General features: G+C 32.1%; 20 protein-coding genes. 2 read left to right on the top strand and 18 right to left on the bottom strand.

Annotated features, from left to right (window positions below):
• Positions 1 to 13 precede the first annotated feature (13 nt).
• Positions 14 to 745, top strand: a complete 732-nt coding sequence (locus ACI3E5_RS04460) for a DUF6710 family protein (RefSeq protein ID WP_498820902.1) — start codon at positions 14 to 16, stop codon at positions 743 to 745.
• Between the two features lie 10 nt (positions 746 to 755).
• Here the strand turns inward: ACI3E5_RS04460 and ACI3E5_RS04455 are convergent, their stop codons facing one another.
• The 7 genes from ACI3E5_RS04455 to ACI3E5_RS04425 all read right to left on the bottom strand — a co-directional run bounded on the left by ACI3E5_RS04455 (position 756) and on the right by ACI3E5_RS04425 (position 3930).
• On the bottom strand, positions 756 to 1235 hold the full coding sequence (locus ACI3E5_RS04455) for an antirestriction protein ArdA (protein WP_271811946.1): 480 nt from the start codon (positions 1233 to 1235) through the stop codon (positions 756 to 758).
• A gap of 120 nt (positions 1236 to 1355) precedes the next feature.
• Complete coding sequence (locus ACI3E5_RS04450; protein ID WP_498820900.1) at positions 1356 to 1745, bottom strand: DUF961 family protein; 390 nt, start codon at positions 1743 to 1745, stop codon at positions 1356 to 1358.
• A 16-nt stretch (positions 1746 to 1761) separates the two neighbouring features.
• Positions 1762 to 2070: a DUF961 family protein gene (locus ACI3E5_RS04445; protein ID WP_270276405.1), complete on the bottom strand. Its 309-nt coding sequence runs from the start codon at positions 2068 to 2070 to the stop codon at positions 1762 to 1764.
• 28 nt (positions 2071 to 2098) lie between these two features.
• Positions 2099 to 2455 (bottom strand): HepT-like ribonuclease domain-containing protein, encoded by a 357-nt coding sequence (locus ACI3E5_RS04440; RefSeq protein ID WP_498820898.1) that lies wholly within the window; start codon positions 2453 to 2455, stop codon positions 2099 to 2101.
• Positions 2424 to 2768, bottom strand: a complete 345-nt coding sequence (locus tag ACI3E5_RS04435; protein ID WP_270276409.1) for a nucleotidyltransferase family protein — start codon at positions 2766 to 2768, stop codon at positions 2424 to 2426. Before ACI3E5_RS04435 ends, ACI3E5_RS04440 begins: the two co-directional genes overlap by 32 nt.
• Before the next feature lie 172 nt (positions 2769 to 2940).
• The gene (locus ACI3E5_RS04430; protein WP_498820895.1) at positions 2941 to 3183 is read right to left on the bottom strand and encodes a hypothetical protein; all 243 of its coding nucleotides are present in this window, start codon (positions 3181 to 3183) and stop codon (positions 2941 to 2943) included.
• 531 nt (positions 3184 to 3714) lie between these two features.
• Positions 3715 to 3930, bottom strand: a complete 216-nt coding sequence (locus tag ACI3E5_RS04425) for a helix-turn-helix transcriptional regulator (protein ID WP_375814934.1) — start codon at positions 3928 to 3930, stop codon at positions 3715 to 3717.
• 158 nt (positions 3931 to 4088) lie between these two features.
• On the opposite strand from ACI3E5_RS04425, the gene ACI3E5_RS04420 reads away from it, so the two are divergent.
• Complete coding sequence (locus ACI3E5_RS04420; protein ID WP_498820893.1) at positions 4089 to 4301, top strand: helix-turn-helix domain-containing protein; 213 nt, start codon at positions 4089 to 4091, stop codon at positions 4299 to 4301.
• 190 nt (positions 4302 to 4491) lie between these two features.
• Here ACI3E5_RS04420 and ACI3E5_RS04415 read toward each other — a convergent pair whose 3' ends face one another.
• The 11 genes from ACI3E5_RS04415 to ykzS form a co-directional block, all read right to left on the bottom strand.
• Positions 4492 to 8343, bottom strand: coding sequence for a coiled-coil domain-containing protein (locus ACI3E5_RS04415; RefSeq protein ID WP_498820891.1), 3852 nt, complete (start codon positions 8341 to 8343; stop codon positions 4492 to 4494).
• A 747-nt stretch (positions 8344 to 9090) separates the two neighbouring features.
• Positions 9091 to 11733 (bottom strand): AAA family ATPase, encoded by a 2643-nt coding sequence (locus tag ACI3E5_RS04410; RefSeq protein ID WP_498820889.1) that lies wholly within the window; start codon positions 11731 to 11733, stop codon positions 9091 to 9093.
• On the bottom strand, positions 11730 to 12419 hold the full coding sequence (locus ACI3E5_RS04405) for an ABC-three component system middle component 1 (RefSeq protein WP_498820887.1): 690 nt from the start codon (positions 12417 to 12419) through the stop codon (positions 11730 to 11732). The genes ACI3E5_RS04410 and ACI3E5_RS04405 overlap by 4 nt, the downstream gene beginning before the upstream one ends.
• Before the next feature lie 4 nt (positions 12420 to 12423).
• The gene (locus ACI3E5_RS04400; protein ID WP_498820886.1) at positions 12424 to 13779 is read right to left on the bottom strand and encodes an ABC-three component system protein; all 1356 of its coding nucleotides are present in this window, start codon (positions 13777 to 13779) and stop codon (positions 12424 to 12426) included.
• Between the two features lie 21 nt (positions 13780 to 13800).
• Positions 13801 to 15171 carry a DUF2130 domain-containing protein gene (locus ACI3E5_RS04395; protein WP_498820884.1) on the bottom strand — a complete coding sequence of 457 codons (1371 nt, stop codon included), beginning with the start codon at positions 15169 to 15171 and terminating at the stop codon, positions 13801 to 13803.
• A 508-nt stretch (positions 15172 to 15679) separates the two neighbouring features.
• Complete coding sequence (locus tag ACI3E5_RS04390; RefSeq protein WP_498820882.1) at positions 15680 to 15874, bottom strand: hypothetical protein; 195 nt, start codon at positions 15872 to 15874, stop codon at positions 15680 to 15682.
• Between the two features lie 464 nt (positions 15875 to 16338).
• Entirely contained in the window at positions 16339 to 17571 is a 1233-nt protein-coding gene (locus ACI3E5_RS04385) for a glycosyltransferase family 4 protein (protein WP_005225884.1), read from the bottom strand.
• A gap of 31 nt (positions 17572 to 17602) precedes the next feature.
• On the bottom strand, positions 17603 to 18613 hold the full coding sequence (locus ACI3E5_RS04380) for an LTA glycolipid anchor biosynthesis glycosyltransferase, IagA/BgsA family (RefSeq protein ID WP_194185296.1): 1011 nt from the start codon (positions 18611 to 18613) through the stop codon (positions 17603 to 17605).
• Positions 18614 to 18879: 266 nt separating this feature from the next.
• Positions 18880 to 20607, bottom strand: coding sequence for a phosphoenolpyruvate--protein phosphotransferase (ptsP, locus tag ACI3E5_RS04375; protein WP_005225882.1), 1728 nt, complete (start codon positions 20605 to 20607; stop codon positions 18880 to 18882).
• Positions 20607 to 20873, bottom strand: a complete 267-nt coding sequence (locus ACI3E5_RS04370; protein ID WP_003126335.1) for a phosphocarrier protein HPr — start codon at positions 20871 to 20873, stop codon at positions 20607 to 20609. The genes ptsP and ACI3E5_RS04370 overlap by 1 nt, the downstream gene beginning before the upstream one ends.
• Positions 20874 to 21033: 160 nt before the next feature.
• Positions 21034 to 21225: a protein YkzS gene (gene ykzS, locus ACI3E5_RS04365; protein WP_005225880.1), complete on the bottom strand. Its 192-nt coding sequence runs from the start codon at positions 21223 to 21225 to the stop codon at positions 21034 to 21036.
• Between the last annotated feature and the right edge of the window lie 48 nt (positions 21226 to 21273).

Here is a 21273-nt window from a genome sequence, read left to right as displayed (position 1 = left end):
GGTATACATTGTTATGGAACAGAAGTTATTTCCTCAAACCACTGCATATAAAATAGCACGAAAATTTCCTTCAAAAGAAGCGAAGCATCGTCAAAATGTTTTACGTGCTTATTTAGATCAAACTGATGCTATTTTGAATAAAAAAAATGTGAGCATAAACCAGCAAAAAAGTGCCATCATTTGCATGATCAAAGGATTAAGCTCAGGAATTCAATCAGACATCAATACTGAGTGTATCACCAGTGAAGACCAAAATATAAACTACTATATGATTGACTCATTTCCTATACGTTCACAATGCACCAACTGTTATAAGCAATTTGAAACAATTCCTCAAACAGATCTTGACATACCAGTAGCTTTACAATCAGCACCAATTATTTCTCCAATATGGAATAAGGGACGAATGTCCCAAGCGTTTATGTTTATAGGAGCAGATGTTGACGCTCCATTCAGGCATCAGGAGAATAATCATTTTGATTTAGAATATATCAAACCTCTAGGATTTTTTTGGAACGGAAATGGCTTGCATTCTACAAACACTGGAATCCTAAAAGGAGAAGGAACTCTTAAAACATCCTATATGATTGATTTGTCTGATCGATTCAAACACTTTGAATTTGATGGTACATTCTATATTCACAAAGCTTGTAATACTCCTGTTATAAAGCCGATTGACTATCGTCTTGGAGTCATATTTGAAATTGGTCGCATTCTTGAAAAAAATTCAATACAATTATGGTAAACGCATATTTTCACTTGCAGAAAGCTCCGTCATCAGTGTAAATAATATTTCCTTCAAAACGACAATCCCTGCCCAGTGCTTCTCCATCAATATAAGGAATAATGTTCTCTGGAACTTCGAATAATCCTTCTTCAATCATGTAATCGCCATAATCTCGATCATTAAAAACTTCTGATAGGTGAGTGATTTCCTCATGACCTTCGATTGCTTCTCGAACATCACTAAAGAAAGCATCCTTGATTTCAGATAGATTATCTCTATACTCACTGGGCAAGTCGTCTAACAATTCAGCTAACTCGTTTAATTCCTCTAAATCTTCATACTCACCAATTGGAAATGGGCTTTCAGAGTCAGTAATGACATATTCATCACCGTCATCCAAACCCAATTTTTGATAAATATGATCGATACTTATAGGCAAGTCAAACCAGCTACCTTTAATATTTCCTTGATTTCTCACATGTAAATTTTCAACAAATATTTTAACCATTGCTTTCACCTCAGTCTATTTTTCCAACAAACGCCCAATTTAATTTCATTTTATGTATCTCCAACTATCAAAAAAAAGCGCACAACTTTAATCTTTTGTTGTACGCTTTTCGCTAATTTTTTATTGTTGCTTATTCGCTTTTTGTTCATGTAATTCTGGTTTTCTTTGATCCACTTTCTTTTGAACTTTCTCAATGCCATCAGCGACAACCTTCAGATAGTTATTTGTCCGATTGCCTTGTCTGAACGAATAGTATTCAATTCTCGGATTGATCAATTTCACCTGATCACCAAACTCAAACTCTTTCCGATCAGCAGAAACATCAATACTCACAATCTCCTCAGACACTTGACGTTTCGATTGCACAACATAACGAACTTGGGTAGAAATAAGTTCTCCCTCGTCGTTTTCTCGCTTTTTATCTTCTTTCATTCGAAGAAATTTCAATTCACCAAAGGTTTCTTCAATATTTAAACTAATCCCTTTATTCAATTCATTGATTTTTGCCATAATAGCCCTCCATTATCTAGACTTTTTCAATGCCTTGCGCTTTGATTGTCCATCCTGCAACCGCTCCGTCTGTTCCAGCAGCTTGTGAAAATGGCTCGCATCTCACATCTCTCAAAACAACTTCATCACCGTAGCTCAATCCTGATGTATTCACACGATTGGGAATGATTACTTCGATTGTTTCTTGTTGTTTCACCGACATAATTGCATGATAATAGCCCACTGGTTGACGCCGACCATTAACGTATTCTGCAAATTCTTCTTTTCTACCTACATATTCTAAACGACCAAATGTTGCTTTAGGCTCACAAATAGCAAACTCCATAAATTTAATACCTCATCTTTCTCAAAAATTATCGTCCTTGTTCTTCAACTAAGATATACCTAATGTACTCTTCTAGCGGTTTCAAATCATTTTGGACAAAATACCAGATTTCTTTTAAATCTATTGTATTATATGCATGCACTAAGTCATTTCTGAATAAACGATAATGATCCCAAGATATATCCGCATACTTTTCTTTTAATTCATCACTCAAGTTATGACGAATCATTTCGCCAACTTGAGTAAGACTAAATGCTACTGATTTTTGATAGTCACTATCATTTTCAAACGAAAAAAAACTGTTACCAAATTTAGTAACAGTTTCTCTAATCTCATCTATAATTATTACAATATTAGTTAACGAAAACTTGTCTTTCTGCTCCATAAATCACCTTCATGTCTTCTTGAATATTTTTCAAAAAGAAAGGGTTTCTTTTACGATTACTAGGATTATCCAGTGAAGACTTCAAGATAACATCAATTTCCTTATCCAATAAATTTTCTAGCTGATTTTTAAATGCCATTTTGTCTAATAAGGAAACGATCTTAGAATCTACTGTATCTACAACAAAATCTAAGTCACTCTGTTCGTCTGCTTCACCTCTAGCATAAGAACCAAAAAGATACACTTCACGGATTCTATATGCTTCACAAACAGGCTTAATGACTGATTGTATCTCTTCAATAGAATAAATCATGTAATCATCGATCCTTTCTCATTTTATTTTACTTAAGACACGTTCACAAATACGGATTTCATTTTCAATATCTACTTTACACGAAATTCGGCACTTTGAAAACTCTCTTAATAAACATTTCAATTCTTGTAATCGTGACTCTAATAAATCTTTCAAATAGCTCGTATCTATATTACATAGCTCTGACATCATAATCTCCTGTAAATACAATTACTTCAAGATCATCTAATACATCCAACAAATAATCTACTAAATCTTTTAATTCATCTACACTATATGCGTTTTTTAAATAGTAAAATAAGTTAATTTCAGAATGATTTTTGGCAAAACAAATCTTATTGTCTTTCCAACCAATCAAACAACCCACTATCTTTAATAAACGAGCTGTTCTTCGAACTAATTCAACTTTCGACATTCATTTATACACTCCTATCGAATCATAGTTCTGATTTTTCCTTCCGCTGATTTTGGCACTATCAATGCTATAATCAGAAAAATTCGTCGCATCAACACGCTCAAAACGGAAATACAGACATGCCAGCTAGGCTTCTTTGTCAGTCACGCACACACTCATCTCGTTACCGAGTCTAAGCGTTCCATCTAGTGCGATCAGCACCCCCAATGACCGAGTCAAGCGAGCGACTTATGGATTTTATAAATGGTTTCCACTACCAACCAAAGTATTTTTCCCTTATAATGAAATCAACCACGATTTGCAAAGGGGAAACTCTTTGTAGGGAATCAACGATACTTACAGCTTCTAACCTCTTTTGAGTAAGTCCGCTTGCAGTATTGTTGGTTCCTATTTACTTTTCAATGGACATTAAAGGCTAACGCCTTAGTGAAACAACCTAATTCTGCCATCTCTTTTAAGTTGCTTCGCTAAAACCCCTTTGTTAGATATAGTAATTCCACACCTCTTTGTTTCGTTTTCGCAACTAGAAGTTCAAAAAAAATTATCAATGCTTATCTTTAATATCTCCGATAGTCTTTTTGCTTCTTCCAGTGAAAAATCTCGCCCATTTGTTCGATTAATCTTAAGATTGAATGTTGAGCGATTCATGTCCATTTTATCCGCAACATCTTTTTGAGTCTGTTCCTGCTTCTCAATTATTATTTTCAAATTATTATACGGACTTTTGAATTGTTGTGCTGTGACCATACCTCAACCCCCTCGCTTGTTTCGTTTTCGAAACTTTATAATTCTATATTATCATAGCTATTTACACTGTCAATACGAAAAGCGTAAAAAATATGTTTGTTGCGTTTTCGCAACAGGAAAGATATAATATCATAGAGAACAAAAAAGGAGGATTCAAATTGATTGGGGACAAATTAAAACAACTAAGAATAGAACGACATTTAACCTTAGAAGATTTAGCAAAGCAGCTCAATGAAAAGTATCCAGATACAGCTAAATTCAGTAAAGGAAAACTATCTAAGTGGGAGAATAACAAGGAAGAACCAAAATTATCATCTGCTAGAATTCTTGCTGATTATTATAATGTCAAAATCGAAGACTTCTTTTCATAAAACGTATATTATTAATTTGAATTACATTAATTCAGTCTGTAATTATTATTTTTAAAGATTCTAATAACAGATGTTACAGAATTAACGCCTAAATAATTACCAATATACAAAAACAAAAAAGCATGAAAACTTTAATGAATACATGCTTTTTTGATTTTATCTTTAAAAATAGGTTTCTTAGTATTTAAAATTATATTTGATTTTTCTTTTTGTTAGCATATGCTTTATAAATATTATCAACTTCATTAAAACTACTAATCAGATAACTTCTTTTTAGATAGCTTAGAATATTACCATTTGTTTCATTTATTGAAAAAGATGATCTACCACCTCCATTAATCAAATCTATATAATTTGAAATTTTAAGTAAAATAAACTTTTCTCTCAACTCACTATTTGAAAATAAATTAATGGATCTACTGAACAAAAGCTGTCGCTTAATTAATAGTATATCTTTGTTATTGAGCACTATATTTAATAGATCTTTATTAAATCTCACTTTATTCGTAATAATAAAATCAATATATTGTATTACAATATCGTAAACAATATCTCTGGTGCTTGATGAATAAGTTGAGTATCTTATACAGAGTGTGTTTAAATCATCCATTCTAAATTTATTTTTCAAAATATAATTAACTAAATTGGTTTTAAAATCTCTACCAGAAATTTGGATTGGTTCTTTAATTACGTTGACAAGTTTCTTTTGAATTGAAAAAGATTTATCTAAATTACTATCTAAAACATCATTTAATTCATCTACATTATATATTTCTTCATTGTCAATGATTTCTAAATAACGATCAATATTGTTCGAGATGAAATATATTAGATTATCAGAGTATAGCTCTCTTATGTTAATTAAACTTTCTTTAGTAAATCTAATAACCCTTAAATCAATTAAAATATTAATTTTATCCTTACTTATTCCTTGAATTGTGAAACCCTTTTTAAAATATCGATTAACTCCACGTAGTATTTCTTTATAGACATCATTTTCTAAAGAAGATTGTTCTATTGTTGAATTGAAAAAGTTACTCATTAAATTATCATTGTAGATGTCCTCATTTTTAGGACGAACGAATTTTAATACAGACTTATTATGATTAACAAAATCAACAAGACTAGTATTCCAAGAAGATTCATTGAAACTAAAGTAATCAATAACATTAGAAGCATTCGGATAAAGTATACTAGAACGCACAACATGATCCCATATTTGCTTTTCTTGAATATAGGACAAATTTAAATCTTTTCTAGAAATAGTATCAATATATAGCTTGCGGGTATCTAATGTCAACTTATTGTTATTTAAAATTTCATAAATATAATCTAAATCATCTTTGGTTTCACCATTATAAACATACAGGTATTCTTTAAGGAAACTTTCGATATTTGTTTCTACATATTTTACAATAGGTTCGTTGTCATGTTTTCTAATAATTGTATATAAACTATTTAGATTATCCTTTGAGACCTCCTCGTCATAAAACAAATTCAAAGCTTCGCAAATATTATCCAAATTAATAATATAAAGATCATGATCATATATAAATCTTGAAACAATTTTATTTACTTTAGAGAATTCAACATTTTCGAACTTAATGTTTGATATTTTAAATTTATTAAGAAAATCATTTGAAGTATATTTAATTTCTTTTAAAAACTCAGATTGACTTACAATAAATATAATTATTTCTTTTTTAGGAGAGTCTATCTTTATCAGATCATCTACATTAAGAACATTAATAAAATGAATTAACACTCTACTTTTTTCAATCTCAGTAAAACTTTTATCTTTTAACATACTCAAAAAGAAATCTGGAAAGTAGGTATTACATTCTATTATTAAAGCACTTATTAGAATTTCATCATCATCAAAAAATTTCATTAAAAATCCTAATTTGTTTTCACGTTGAATCATCAAAAGTAGTCTACTTAACCTATCAGATCTATCCATTAACGTATCGTCGCTTAGAATATACTTTATTAAACTATAGTTTAGTACTTCAATCTTTGAAAACATTTCTAAACTCATTCTGTCATAAACCTCAGATTTATTAGTTAAGTTGAAATCCCATTCTAATTTTCTTTCATCAGTAATACTTCTTAAATATTTTTTGTCATTTATTTTCAAACTATTTGGATAAAAATATGTTAAATAATCTTCGTAACCTTCATCTATATATCCATTTACCAAAATAAAAACTAAAAGATCGAAATAATCACTTGATTTTATCTCATCAAATGAATCTTTATCTTTAATAAAATGCTTTTTTTCAATTCCTTCAATATCATTTCTTTTAATAAAATGTGCTAACTTTTTACTAGACAAAAGTATCTTATTTTCTTCTAACAATTTAATATCTGCTGCTAAATCTCTCAAATTTTCTTTATCATACAGAACATTTTTTCGCTCAATAAATTCCGAGTTTTTTTCAACTTCGGAAAAGATTTGATCAGAAGAAACATCAATCCAAGTTTTACTATAACCATTATTCACAGCTGCTTTTATTTGTCCATTTCTTAAAGCAGCAACATATTCAACTCTGCTGTTGAAATCACTTAAATTCTTTCCATCGACACTAACGCTAAAATATTTTTCAGGAATTTTATAAAAAAGAGTATATAATTCTGTTTCAGATTTGATTTTTTCATTATTTGCTTTCTCTATACGAATTCTAATATCCTCAATCTTATTATCTATCTTCTTTTTTTCCTTATTAATATATTCTTTTTTTTCATTAAAGACCTCATAAACTAAGCCTTTATTTAATTGTAATTCAGCAAAATCATTAGGAAATATATTCTTATATACGATCATAGCAAAAAGATTATTGTACTTAAGAAAATCAGAATCTTTCAATCGACCTTTATAAATAATAAATTCATTACAGATATTTTTTAGCAATCTCATATCATCAATATATAATGATAAACTTTGTAAAAAACCCTTATCAAATTTATCGAATATTTTATCCTTATCTAAAATTTCTTTTAATTTTTCATAAGAATTCGAAGAATTTATAACCGGAATTACGGGTATAATAAAATCAAAAAATTTTGTTCTGTCCTTAGAAACGAACATATCGTCTTTTAATAGATAAATAAAACTTAATTTTTCATTCGAGAATGAATCTTTAATAAAAGATAATGAATTTATATACTTAACTTCTCTAAGAAAGTCAAAAACTTTTCGAGCGATAATATTTTGTCTAGATTTTTTCCTATTGTTTACTAATGAATTTATTTCCTTTAGTTTAGAAAAAATTTCATTACTATCAAATCTATCAATATCCTCAAACACAATTACATCTGCCTTTGAACGGTCAAACAAGTAAATCACATCATCTAAATATTTATCAAAATACGAATCTTTAGATTCACTAAACACTTCAATATTACTTTCAATGTTTTTTGACTTGATTGATATAGTCTTTAAGATTTTTCTAGAAATTTGTGTATATAAAAGTGTGTAAGTTATCCAAATAAAAAAAATGAACACCATTCCAAATACAAAAATTCTTGAATATGCAGCTATAGATAAATTTAAAGCTGCTTTTAAGTGATCTGATGTATTATCTAGCCCTAAAACAAATTTTTCCCACGATTCAAATGCAATTAAATAGAAAATTGATAGTGAGATTAGAGAAAAAATAAGGCTCCAAATAAAAATTTTTTTCCTACTAATAGTATTTTTTACTTTAAAAATAGTTTGCGGTATATCCGATGAATTAATTTGATGGAGTAATTGATTTAATATTTTACCTTCCAAAACTTTATTTTTTGACAAATTCTTTGGTGGTTTATCATTCCCAATTTGTTGAAAATGTGCCAATGAAATATGAATAAACTTTCGATTCTTTTTCGTTTTATTTTTATAAGTTTCAATGATACTACTCTTTCCAGAGCCATATATACCAGTTATAGCTATATTTCTCACTTCTTCATCATCTAGAGCGTAATCAATAGCTTCTTGATAAGTAGTTAGATTTTCTATATTTTTTTCAGGTGTTAATTTTTTGAAATTATAACTTATCATTTATAAACCACATCCACATTTTTATTCTAATTAATTATATCATATTTAATATGTTTCACAGTATAGCTATTCTTCAAAGATTTTACTTGGATTGATAAAAACAAAACAAAGAGTACTATCATTTCTGATAATACTCTTTGTTTTGTTTTTATATAGGTGTGAGAACATTTTGAGAACCAAACTGATATTTTCTTTATATTTGTACAAAACAGATTTTATAGAAACTTTGATATTAAAGGTTTTTTGCTATAAATCACATAGAATTCATATATAAATGGGAAAGTGACGATAATTTCCCGAAAGGAAAAGACATAAAACTCTTAGCTAAATTATTTAATGTATCTTCTGATTATCTGCTAGGTTTAAAATCCGAGAGGCAAGATTCTATTTCATCAATATACGATCAATTAGACGATTCACAAAAAAAAGAAGTTTATTTTTTTGCAAAAGAAAAACTTAAAATGCAAAGAGAACATAAGAATTGAAATTATGTTCTCTTTTTATATCAAATTTTTACTAACTTTTTATACATCCGTACAGCATAATTAATTACAACCACAAGTGAAATAATATCAAATTTGTTATTATAAAAAGCTTGTGCGTAACAAAAATATTGAGCTAAAAAAAGACACTTTATAAAGCTGACCAGTCACTAAGCAGTCCGAAAATAGCCTATAACCCAAAGTAGCCAACAACTCGTTAGCTACTTTTCTTATTTTCTTCTGCTTCAATAATTTTTTCTTCACTTTACACTAACTTCTCCAAAAAAAGTGTTTTTGCATTAACTAAATTAACCTTCTCTTCTTTTTCATTACTCATTAAATCAAATTTATATTTAATAAACATTGCATTAGCATCGCTATGCGTTGACATTATAATCTGATAATCTGGAAGGGAATGCCTTAGCAAATCAATCAGTGCGTGTACGTTCATAGCATCCATATCCTGAATTGGATCATCTATGGCTAATATCTTCAACCCCTCTGAAATTTTGAATGTTTTATTCAATGATAAAGTGAAAGCAAATGATATGACGGCAACTTGCCCTGAACTCAATTGATACATGGCATCTTGTTCACTATAACTATTAGTGAGGAAACGAATATTAGCATTTCTATCATGTGTTGTTAAAAGCACACCCATTCCTTGCTGATAATTTTGTAGTATCTTTGCCGTATATAAGAAAAAAGGAAGCTTTAGAATATCAATCATTCGCTGTTGATACTCTTTTATGTTCTCATCAAGCTTTATAGATCTTTCTTTTAAGTAGTAATGGGTTCTTTTTACAATTGATAATCTACTTTTGATTTCTTCCAACTTAATTGATCGTTTCTCTTCAAATTTAAATTGAATATATTTTTTCTTGGTAATCATTTTTTCCTCTGAACATAAGATAAACGCCTCTTTTTGCTTATCGAAATAATCATCAAAAATATTGCTTGGGTCATTACTTTTTAAAAAATCGTAATTTATATTCACGAAAATATCGTCCAATTCACTCTTTATCTTTTCTTTTTTTGAGTTGAAGGCATTCAAAGATAGTGGCAACATTTTATTAGTTATTTCATGACTCATTAATAAATCATTTCCAATAGAGGGATATTCTACTAATACTGCATCGAAATACTCTTTATTTTTACCAGAGAAACTGAAAAGATCATAAATTTCATTTGAGACAAGGAGCTGTTCACTCAAAATATTTTCCATCTTTTCTTTAACTTGGATGTATGTCTGAAGATCGAGAGCTTTAAACTCAAATGGCTTGATATCAGTATTTGAAGTTACCACCTTCTTGAAACTGCTTATTTTATCACTGACTTTAATCATTTTTATTTCATTAATAAAACTAGGACTTACTATAATTAGTTTTTCTTCAATCTTGGATAATCCTTCTCGTAATTCTTTTATATTCCCATCTATTTTTAGTCTGAGGTCGGAAACATCTTTTTGTATAGTGGTCATGTTTTTATCAAGAATTCGATCAACGATATTATATTGTTCTTGCAGAAGGCTTTTGCTCTTCCAATCATAGCCACAAAGTACGCATTGGCTATCCTCTTTATTTTTTGGCAAAGAGTATTCTTTTAATTTATTTCGTAAAGCATTTACTTCTGAATAATCGTTTTTGATATCAAGTAATTCTTTATTTTTTTCTAAAAAGCTTTCCAAGTTTAACTTGAAGAGCGTAAATATCTCTCTTATAATTTTGAATGAGTCTTCTTTTTCGAACATAACAGACAGATTATCTATACTTATTTCATCTATCTCAGAATTAATATAACGCTTAAATTGATTAAGATTATCTTTAGTAGCAATTTGTTTTTCTAAAAAGTCAATTTTATCTATAAAATTTTCTAGTAAATAGCTACTATAATTATTACTGTCATTTAATAAATTGTGATTATTAACAATTAGTTTGATAGTCTGATCATTTTTGACTAATCCCCTAAAAATGATATAATTTTGTAATTCTTCATTATTCAGGATTTCCTTTGCGAATTTATTCTTTTGCTGCTTTTTGAAATATTCATCTGGGGAAAACTTTTCTCTAAAATCAATAAGTCTATCGAGCTCATTCATATATTTCTGTAAACTATCCTCTGATAAGTTTTGGTCAAACTCAATCTCCTCGTGATTTAATTTATGTTCTCTTTTTGACATAAAAGGTAACTTTTCAAAGTTAACGGTGTCTAGAATATGGTTCTGTCTGAAAATTTTCTCTTGATCAGTTAAAGTCTGCTCTATTCGGTTGAAGTCACTTTCTATAGACCCTATTTTTAATTTCTTATTTTGATAGTCTTGAATCTGCAATAAGAAATTCAACGTGGTTTTCCTAGAATTTTCACTTCTTCTTAAATAATAATCTGTGTCTTCTTGCTGAATATAGTTGAATAAATTGTATATTTCCTGAATCTTATAGCTATTACTACGAAAACCAATGAAATCGTCAATCATTTCTTGTTTGGAGATTTTCATGTCAGACAGAGCGGAAGAACTAGCAAAATTAGATTCATCACCAACTAATAACTGAAATTGATCTAAAGAATTTGCTGGACTCATTTTTCTGTCCCTTCCTGACAGATTGTTCTTATACCACCGTACAATCGTAAGTTGTTCTCCTTTCTGATTACATATCAGCAGTTTTATTATTACATCCTTATTGGTATTATTCTGAAAATAAGCCTTATTAAACGTACTTCGACCATCTGTAATTCTAGAATTTGCAATTCTATAAATCGTACCTGTTAGAGCCAACTCTATAGCGTCGAAAATAGTTGTTTTTCCAAAGCCATTTGGACCTACTAATAAAGACACTTCTTTTTCGAAGTCAACTATGATCTCATTCTTGATGTTTTTGAAATTACTTATAGATATTTTTTTTATTTTCAATTTTCCAACTCCTTATCAAAAATATCAGCTAACTCACTCGCTAACTTTTTACCTTCTTCTATATCAGACAGCAAAGATATATAATTCTGTTGCTTCTCAAAAATGCCCAGTAGTTGATTATCTATACTATCATTATCATCCTTGAACTCTTCTTCGATAGTTTTATACTCTTCTTTTGTGTCTTTTATTTTAAAAAAAGGCAATTTGATTGCTATCTCCATAGCTAAGAAATAACTTTCATCGAAGAACATATTATCTTCGAAATCCAAAATTTTCTCTTCCAACAAATCATATAGTTGGCTTAAATCGATGTTTTTCTGCAATCCAAATAAAGCATTTTCCGTATACAAGATAACAAATTTTCTGAAATAGTAAGCATCTTCCTCAATTAGTATAAGATGACTTTTTAGTTTTTCATAAGCTTCCTTTAAATCTTCTACTTTGACTAAGAGAAACAGTGAGGTATTTTTTTTCAAGTTTTCGAATTCGGGTGATTGTTGTGAGTTAGTGAATTCTTCGATAATCGTCTCTGTAGTATCTGATTCAAAAAAATTCAAAAAGTCCTCTTTTGAATAGTTTTCGACAATAAAGTATTCTGCTTTTAATTGATTTGTGTAGATATTGGATTCTTCATTTACAGGATAAAATTCGTTATTCCTGATAATTGCCTCTAAGTAGTCTTTCATTTATCTATTTCTCCTTTAAATTATCTATAGCTGTTTCGATGTCGATAAATTCCATATCTATATTGAAAATATTATCAGCAATTCCAGTATTCCACTCTTCTTTATAATTTATAAGACTATTAGCTTCTGGGGAGTCATTTACGGAATCGTTTAATGAAATGCCGGATATTTTTTCATTAATTAAGTATCTATTATCAAATGATTTATTTAAAAACTCTTTATTATTAATAATATGTTCAATTATTTTGGCGATTTTCGCTCTTTTATTGCGAGCAGTTATCAAGGATACGCGATATGAATCTTTGACTTTGTCAAGATAGGTGATAGTTCCACAATCAAACTCATTCAATTCTTCAAATAAACAGAATAAAATGTTTTTTGATACCGTTCCGTCGAGGATATGAGATATTGGTTTGTCTATTTCTTCGTGTGGAGCAAGCTTACGAACTATCTCCTCGAAATTTTTCTTCCTTTTCTGTAACAGATTTTTTACTATGCTATTCATCTGTTGCATAGTTTCAACCGGCAGCGTTTCTTCAAAATCTTTTTTGTATTCATCCCAGGCGTAAATAAAATTATTTTTTGCTTTGTAAATATCGTCCTCAGAAATATCTGTTAATAATAAGTTCAGAATTTCTTTAAAGGTAATAGTTGGATGAGTTGAAATTGTATGTGCTGTACCTATGCTATTATCTAAAATAGATGCAACATATTTAAAGTAAACTTGCTCAGCATGTGCTGAATTTTCCTTCAAAGGATTTTCTAATAAGATCAGAATTTCTTCAATCTCCTTAATGCAGTACATTTTAACCATATCGTTATCCTTATTTACTGATAGCGGGCAAAAACTATGCAATTCTGAATATGGATACAGTTTGATCTTGGATTCATTTTTCGTATATTTACTTCTACGACTATATTTTTTTAAATAGCTAGCTTCGGACAAGTAGAAGTCTGGCACGTCAGTTATTGTGTGAACATAACGCGAATCTTCGTTAACTTCAACTTCTAGTATCTTTCCGTCCTCATCAAACTTATGAATCTGAAAACCCTCTTTTAAAATCTTTCCATCTTCAATATTCCGAGTTTGTATATAGAAGAGGGTGGAATATTTTTCTCTTTCCTCACCATCTTTATATGCTTTTACCTGGTGTCTTGAAATTACTGTGTCATCATTTACAATGTCAAAATCTTCTGCATTTTCATAGCGAATTTGATATTTCTCATAATCCGAAGCCTTTTCTTGTATACGTTTCTTTAGCTCTCTCAACGAAACCAAAAAACCAACTTTGCCTTGGTGAATGTAACCACTCCAGCTTGCACTTGCATTTCTGTGCTGATCAACTGTGTTATTTACCATACTATTTTCCACCTGCTCATTCTATAGACTATCAAACTTTTCTTTCATCGTTGGATTATTTTTAACTAGCTTCTTTACCGTTAAATCGTCAGCTTTGTTATTAGCTAGTCTTAGATTATTTTCAGATGAGAGAAGTGCATCTTTAGTTTTTTGTAGATGAGTAATTGTTTTATCAATCTCATCAATTGCAGTTTTGAACTTTCGACTAGCTAAATCATAATTTCGAGCGAAACCTTCTTTAAATATATTTAGATCTTCTTCAAAATTAGTAATATCAATATTTTGCTCTCGCATCAAAGCGACCTCTTGCTTATATTTAAGAGAGTTAAGTGCTGCATTTCTAAGAAGCGTAACAATTGGAATAAAGAATTGAGGGCGAATCACATACATTTTGTCATACGCATAAGAAACATCTACAATTCCATTGTTGTAAAGTTCATTATCTGCCTCAAGCATAGTAACGAGAATAGCATATTCACATTTTTTCTCGTTCCTATCTTTATCTAATTCTTTGAAAAAGTGTTCGTTTTTCTTTTTAGTAGCTGTTTCATCTCCTTCGTTTTTCATTTCGAACATTATAGAGATAATCTCTGTGTCATTTTCATCATATTCGCGATAAATGTAGTCACCCTTGCTACCAGTTTTAGCATCATTATCCTTGCCAAATTCTGCATTTTGAAAGGCTGTCATTCTGAGCTGATTGAAAGAAGTCTCACAATGTTGTTCGAGGCTTTCCCCGATCATTTTAGTAGATTGTTTAGCTTTAAAATCTTTATAAAAAGCAATTGTTTCTTCTTTCTGTTTGATCTCGCTATCGAACTTCTCTTTAATAGAATTCTTCTCAAGCTCAGCTTCTTTTTCTTGAAGTTGAAGTTTTGATTTTAGCTCAGCAATTTCTTTTTCCTTTTCCGAATTAGATTCTGTGATTTTTAATTTGTTATCTATTTGAAGCGCATTCATTTTCGCGGTAAGCTCAAGTAGATCTTTTTCTTTATCGGCTAACGCTTGTTTGACTTCAAATTCTTTTTCTTTTTCAATCGACTTTGCTTTTGTTTCAAGTTCAGTAATTTTCTTTTCTTGTTTGGCAAGTTTTTCTTTCATATCTGACTCGACGGAAGAAATAGCTATTTTCTTATCTTGTTCACCAGCATCAAGCTTAGCCTGAAGTTCGCCCAGTTCTTTCTCTTTTAAGGAAAGTTGTTTGTCAAAAGAATTCTTAACTTTTTCCTCCGCTAACGCTAGGTCGCTTTGATGTTGGTTCTTAATTTGTTCTAGTTTTTCATGAATTTCTTCATTAAATTCTTTAGTGCGAACTTGGTTTAAAATATCAGCATAGCTAGACTCATCAACAGTAAAAACCTTGTGGCAATGTGGGCATTTTATCTCGTTCATAATCGCTACCTCCAAATTTGATAACACTCTTTACTTATAGTCTAATTTTATCATGAAAGTATCTATTTATAAAACAAATTTACGATTATGATCACTTTGTGTTGTGTGCGGGCTTTATTAATAAAATCCATCCTTTAAGGGAGTATTTAGAATAATTTTAGGGGAGTTACAATAAAAAATACAGCATCAATAAATTTGTATCCTTCTAGTTTACAGGCTTCTTTGTATACCATTTTTAGATTTTTTCTTCTTATCGTCTTACTATATATAAGTGACGCAAAACTAATACGGAGGTCTCACATATGGTAAGACAAAGGAAAAATATGGAAATGGCTAAATTAGAAAAGCTGGAAGTAGTAAAAATCGGTTACGCTCGACCTCAACCCTAGAACAAAACTTAGGACTAGAAGTCCAGATAGAAGCTTTGCAAGATTGTCGTAAGATATTCTCAGAGAAACAGTCAGGCAGAAACGACCAACGAATAGAATTCAACAAAGCAGTTAGCAAGTTAATCATCTTTAAGAGGATGATGGTTAAGTTGTTCAATAGTATAATCAACATATTTTTTACGCATCACATAAATCAAGTTCTTATTCGAAAAATTTCTTTCACTAATTAATTTATTAGCTTCTTGCTCAAAATAAATTCTTTCAATGTCAAAGTAGACATCCATTTCAATAGTGCTTTCCACTTGCATCTTCATTAAATAGACCTCCCTTAAAATAATTCTAAAATTTTTTATATGACTTTAAAAATTTATAGTAGTTAATTAATATTAAACCTGTTATTTATACAATTAATAAATAATTCAGAAAAATATCAAAATATATAATTTAATAATAGCAAAAATTTAGTCAATAAACTATGTAATCCTAAAATTAATAAGATGTCTAAATAATTAATAACGATATTCTTTATTATATATTATTAAAATATTAACAAAATTTTGTTTGCTGTCTGAACAAGACAAAGAGTACTATCATCATGATAATACTCTTTGTCTTGTTTTTATAATAGGCGTGAGAACATTTTGAGAACCAAACTGATATTTTCTTTATATTTGTACAAAACAGATTTTATAGAAACGTTGATATTAAAGGTTTTTTGCTATAAATCACATAGAATTCATGTATACGCTAAAAACATGAACTTGCGAAAATTTTCTGTTTAATCGATCGTTCGGCGAAAGGCCTTTAATTTTACTTTGAATTTTTCTAGCGTCTGCTCGGTTTCTTTTTCGATGCGTTCTGTTTCATAATAAGCGACCATGTCATGGTAGAAAGATAGCATCGACTCACCGAAGCGCAATGCCGAGATCTCGTACATTTTTCTAGCAAGAACTTCGGGATCAGCAGGAATCTTTCGTTCATAATAATCAATAAATGCTTTTGCGAAATCCCGATCACTCTCATAGGTGACGCCTAAAGACGGATCATCGATCAAGGTGTTTAAGTAGTCATTGCCTTCAACGACTAACGGTGTTCCAGCAGCCATTGCTTCCGTGTAAGTCAGTCCTTGTGTTTCTGATGTGGAGGCACTGACGAAGTAATCGGCAGCATGGTAATAGATCGCCACTTTATCATTTGCCACTTCACCGACAAATTGAACATGGTCAGATAGAGCCATATCCACCACTTTTTCTTCTAATTTTTCTTTATGCGGACCTTTCCCAACGATCACTAATTGCGCATCAGGAATCTTCGTTAAAATTTCTGGCATGCCGTCGATGATTGCTTGGATATTCTTTTCATAAGAAATACGACTGAGGGAAAGCAGCATGGGTTGATTCTCAGTGATGCCCAATTTCTCCCGCAATTCTTTTTTCATGTCAGTTGTAATATCCGGTCGGCGAAACTTCTCAACTTCGATCCCTGTGGGGATGATCCGCATTGGTGAAACCACACCATACCCTCTCAGCGTATCGATGACCCGTTCACTTGGACAAACAACACCTGTCGAGTGGTTGGCAAATAGCCGTGAAAGATATTTCACGTGAGATGGTCGTAAGACCTTTCCGTTTGCGATGTAGTGCAAGTAATCTTCATACATTGTATGGTAGGTATGGATCACAGGAATCTGCAATTTACGCCCCACCATTTTCCCCAACATCCCAGAACCAAACTCTGTATGGGTATGGATCAATTCCAATTCTAATTCTTTGGCGATCAAATAGGCATACAACATGCCGCGAACCACGATTCGCCGATCTTTGAAGGACACAAACGGGACACTTGGCATGCGAATGATATCTTCTTCGTCCAGATCAGCATTTGGATCAGTCGTTGTAAAGATATACACTTTATGGCCTTTTTTCTCAAGCTCTTCTTTCAATGTCTTGATCGATGTCGCCACACCACTTACCTGGGGGAAGTAGGTGTCAGTAAAAAATCCGATTTTCAAAACGGTACCTCCAAACTTTACATTAGTTTCTTCATTCCGTATTCATCACTTTTGTATAAACCTCTTGTAATTTAAACCCAATTTCATCAATACTCTTTTGCTTTGCTGTTTCATAACCCGCTTCACTCAATGGTGGCAACGTGCCCTCCACGATTCCTTTGATTTTCTCAATAAATCCTTCATTGTTTTTTTCCATGTATGCATTGTGCCCATTACTTAGCCACCCTTTATAAACAGGAATATCCCGAACGAGCACATTTTGGCGGCTGGCTAACGCCTCAAGGACTACGATCCCTTCTGTTTCTTCATAAGAAGGAAAGAAGAATAAATCGGCAGCGGAATATGCACCTTCGATGATATCCCCTTTGATATAACCTGGAAACAACACATTTTCTGGATGGTCTTCATTGACGAGGTCGCGGATCTGTTTAGGAATCGTCATCATTGGTGTATGACCAAACCAGATAAACGTATACTCAGGCAATTGTCTAGCTATCTCTACAAAATCAAGAATGCCTTTTCGTTCAAAAAATAAACCGACGGATATAATGACTTTTTGATCTTGTAAGAGATTGAAATACTCACGAAAGGCTTTTTCTTTCTCTTGATCCGGCTGATATTTGTCAAGATCGATGCCGTTTGAGATCGCTTCGATCGGTACTTGGATACCATACCCTTCCAAAAGTTCTTTCGAATAAGGAGTCGGTGTGATCAACTGATCGGCTCTAGAATAAAGATTGATCAAATATTTTTTATATAATGGCGAAAGCTGGTTTGAGCCGATAAATGAATTCCGAAAATCCTCTTCTGTAGAATGGGCATGGTAAATCACTTTTTTCCCTTGTCTTTTGGCTTTGTTGACCATGTGCATACTATTGATCCCATACGTGTTGATATGAAGGATATCATAGTCCTCATCATTTTTATCAAGAGTAAAAGGAATCCCGACAGATGTCAGTGCTCGTTGCTGATGGGCCAACGCTCGACCGATACCTGATTTAGCTAATAATTTTTCTCCTTCAAAATAAAGAAGTACTTTCAAAGATGATTCCTCCTTGGAAATGCTTATATCTGATATTAGTATACCATAGGCAATCGGAGACATACTCCTACCATGGTCCTAGATTTTGTTCCCCATTTAATCATGATACGTGAAAAACTTACGGAATCATAGCTTTATACAAAGATATGACAAAATTGTTCGTTTTCTGAAAAAACGAGCAGGCTATTGCAAGTCAAATCGAACAAGAAGGCTTCTTATAACAAAAAAAAAGGCAACAAGCAAAATTGCTTGTTGCCTAGAAATGATTAGTTTACATACTGTTCGATTAGCTCAACAACTTCTTCCATTGTATCGCAATCTTCTAAAGCACGTTTTGCTAATTCTTGCATGTCAGTCGTTGACAAGCGTTTCATTAAGCTACGTGTTTTCAGAACAGATGTTGCACTCATTGAGAACTCATCTAAGCCCATACCTACAAGAAGCGGCACAGCAGTTTGATCGCCCGCCATTTCTCCACACATACCAGCCCACTTGCCTTCAGCATGCGCTGAATCGATCACGTTTTTGATCAAACGTAAAATTGATGGGTTGTATGGTTGGTACAAGTAAGACACGCGCTCGTTCATGCGGTCTGCAGCCATGGTGTATTGGATCAAGTCATTGGTACCAATACTAAAGAAGTCAACTTCCTTCGCAAACTTGTCTGCTAAAACAGCAGCTGCTGGAATTTCGATCATGATTCCGACTTGGATCTCGTTAGAAACCTCAACGCCTTCGTCAATCAATTTTTGACGCTCTTCTTCATACATTTTCTTCGCAGTACGGAACTCTTTCAATGTTGCCACCATTGGGAACATGATACGTAAGTTGCCGTGAGCAGAAGCACGTAACAACGCACGAAGTTGGGTACGGAACATGTCATCCCCAAGTTCAGATAAGCTGATACGCAATGCACGATAGCCTAAGAAAGGATTCATTTCATGAGGCAATTTTAGGTAAGGAAGTTCTTTATCGCCACCGATATCCATTGTACGGACAACCACTGGTTTGCCAGCCATTCCTTCTAAAACTGCTTTGTATGCTTTGTATTGGTCTTCTTCTGTTGGGAAATCAGGAGAATCCATGTACAAGAATTCAGTACGGTATAAACCGACTGCTTCTGCACCATTGTTGTGGACACCTTCTAAATCTTTTGGCGTTCCAATGTTCGCAGCTAATTCAAAGTGCTTACCATCAGCGGTAACTGTTTCAGCATCTTTCAATTTTTCCCATTCTGCTTTTTGTTCTGCGTAGGCTTTCCCAGCTTCAACAAATTCAGCTGCTTGGTCATCTGTCGGGTTGACGATAACGTCACCGATAATACCGTTAACAGCTAAGATGTCGCCCGCTTTCACTTTTGCAGTGATCTCCATTGTTCCAACGATTGCTGGGATTTCAAGAGAACGTGCCATGATAGCGGAATGAGAAGTACGTCCACCGATATCTGTTACAAAAGCTTTTACAAAGTTGCGGTCTAATTGTGCAGTATCACTTGGTGTCAAGTCATGCGCAACAACGACTACTTCTTCGTTGATCATTGAAGGATTAGGCAAAGTCACATTCAGCAAATGCGCCAAGATACGTTTTGCGACATCTTTAATGTCAGCTGCCCGTTCTTGCATGTAAGCATTGTCATCCATTGCTTCAAACATACCAATATACATGTCAGTAACTTCTTTCAACGCAGCTTCTGCATTGACTTTGTTATCTGTCACGTTTTGTTTGATTTGACCAATCATCTCAGGATCTGAAAGAACCATTAAATGAGCATCAAATACTTGTGCTTCTGCTTCACCTAAAGTTTGCGCTGCTTTGTCACGGATTTGTTGTAATTCCGCTGTTGACTTCGCTAACGCATCATCTAAGCGTGCTTCCTCTGCTGCAGTATCTTCAACTGATACTTTTGAAAAAGATAAATCAGGTTGTACTAACAGGTAGGCTTTCGCAACGGCTACACCATCACTAGCAGCAATTCCTTTTAGCATCTCAACCATTATTCAGACAAACCTTCTTTTTTCATTGTTTCTACGATTGCAGCGATTGCATCTGCTTCGTCAGCACCTTCGGCAGTGATAGTTACATCAGAACCTTGGCCAACACCTAATGACATTACGCCCATGATTGATTTAAGGTTTACTGATTTACCTTTGTACTCTAAGTTGATATCAGAGTTGAATTTGCTTGCTGTTTGAACCAATAATGTAGCTGGACGTGCGTGAATCCCTGTCTCAGCAACTACGTGAAAATCTTTCTTTTCCATATTGATCAATCTCCTTTATGATACGTTTTTTTGTGTGAAGGCAAAATTTCCATGCATGCAATGACACCCGAAAAAAATCGCCCTTTCAACTGTTAAGATTACCATTTTTTTCCTCGATAGACAACCGTTTTCTCTTAAATAAACGATTGAAATAAATGTCCTATTTATTTTCTTGCACATAACGGTAGATGATCTTCCCATTTAAGCCCGCTTCTCCGACAAAAGAAGACCGATCTTCCAACTGGAGCCAGACATCTCTAAACGCCAGGAATTCTGGCTGTTGGACAATCAATTCTTGGATCTCTCCATTGCGCAAACGCGTTATTTCTGAAGCAAAATCTCTGTTCTCCATCGTCAATTCTCACCTCTTTCTTTCTATTATAATGGAATTATTTTTTAT

This window comes from Candidatus Enterococcus avicola, assembly GCF_047470845.1.
Lineage (GTDB): Bacteria > Bacillota > Bacilli > Lactobacillales > Enterococcaceae > Enterococcus_D > Enterococcus_D casseliflavus.
Note: the sequence above shows the minus strand (reverse complement) of the source record. Positions and strands in the feature narration are given on the sequence as shown.

Excerpts from the sequence above, each read along its gene's own strand:
- ACI3E5_RS04405 (WP_498820887.1), bottom strand. The coding sequence starts at position 12,419 with ATGAAAGACTACTTAGAGGCAATTATCAGGAATAACGAATTTTATCCT.
- ACI3E5_RS04445 (WP_270276405.1), bottom strand. The coding sequence starts at position 2,070 with ATGGAGTTTGCTATTTGTGAGCCTAAAGCAACATTTGGTCGTTTAGAA.
- ACI3E5_RS04395 (WP_498820884.1), bottom strand. The coding sequence starts at position 15,171 with ATGAACGAGATAAAATGCCCACATTGCCACAAGGTTTTTACTGTTGAT.
- ptsP (WP_005225882.1), bottom strand. The coding sequence starts at position 20,607 with ATGGTTGAGATGCTAAAAGGAATTGCTGCTAGTGATGGTGTAGCCGTT.
- ACI3E5_RS04460 (WP_498820902.1), top strand. The coding sequence starts at position 14 with ATGGAACAGAAGTTATTTCCTCAAACCACTGCATATAAAATAGCACGA.
- ACI3E5_RS04440 (WP_498820898.1), bottom strand. The coding sequence starts at position 2,455 with ATGGAGCAGAAAGACAAGTTTTCGTTAACTAATATTGTAATAATTATA.
- ACI3E5_RS04400 (WP_498820886.1), bottom strand. The coding sequence starts at position 13,779 with ATGGTAAATAACACAGTTGATCAGCACAGAAATGCAAGTGCAAGCTGG.
- ACI3E5_RS04455 (WP_271811946.1), bottom strand. The coding sequence starts at position 1,235 with ATGGTTAAAATATTTGTTGAAAATTTACATGTGAGAAATCAAGGAAAT.
- ACI3E5_RS04425 (WP_375814934.1), bottom strand. The coding sequence starts at position 3,930 with ATGGTCACAGCACAACAATTCAAAAGTCCGTATAATAATTTGAAAATA.
- ACI3E5_RS04415 (WP_498820891.1), bottom strand. The coding sequence starts at position 8,343 with ATGATAAGTTATAATTTCAAAAAATTAACACCTGAAAAAAATATAGAA.
- ACI3E5_RS04435 (WP_270276409.1), bottom strand. The coding sequence starts at position 2,768 with ATGATTTATTCTATTGAAGAGATACAATCAGTCATTAAGCCTGTTTGT.
- ACI3E5_RS04450 (WP_498820900.1), bottom strand. The coding sequence starts at position 1,745 with ATGGCAAAAATCAATGAATTGAATAAAGGGATTAGTTTAAATATTGAA.
- ACI3E5_RS04390 (WP_498820882.1), bottom strand. The coding sequence starts at position 15,874 with ATGAAGATGCAAGTGGAAAGCACTATTGAAATGGATGTCTACTTTGAC.
- ACI3E5_RS04370 (WP_003126335.1), bottom strand. The coding sequence starts at position 20,873 with ATGGAAAAGAAAGATTTTCACGTAGTTGCTGAGACAGGGATTCACGCA.
- ACI3E5_RS04430 (WP_498820895.1), bottom strand. The coding sequence starts at position 3,183 with ATGTCGAAAGTTGAATTAGTTCGAAGAACAGCTCGTTTATTAAAGATA.
- ykzS (WP_005225880.1), bottom strand. The coding sequence starts at position 21,225 with ATGGAGAACAGAGATTTTGCTTCAGAAATAACGCGTTTGCGCAATGGA.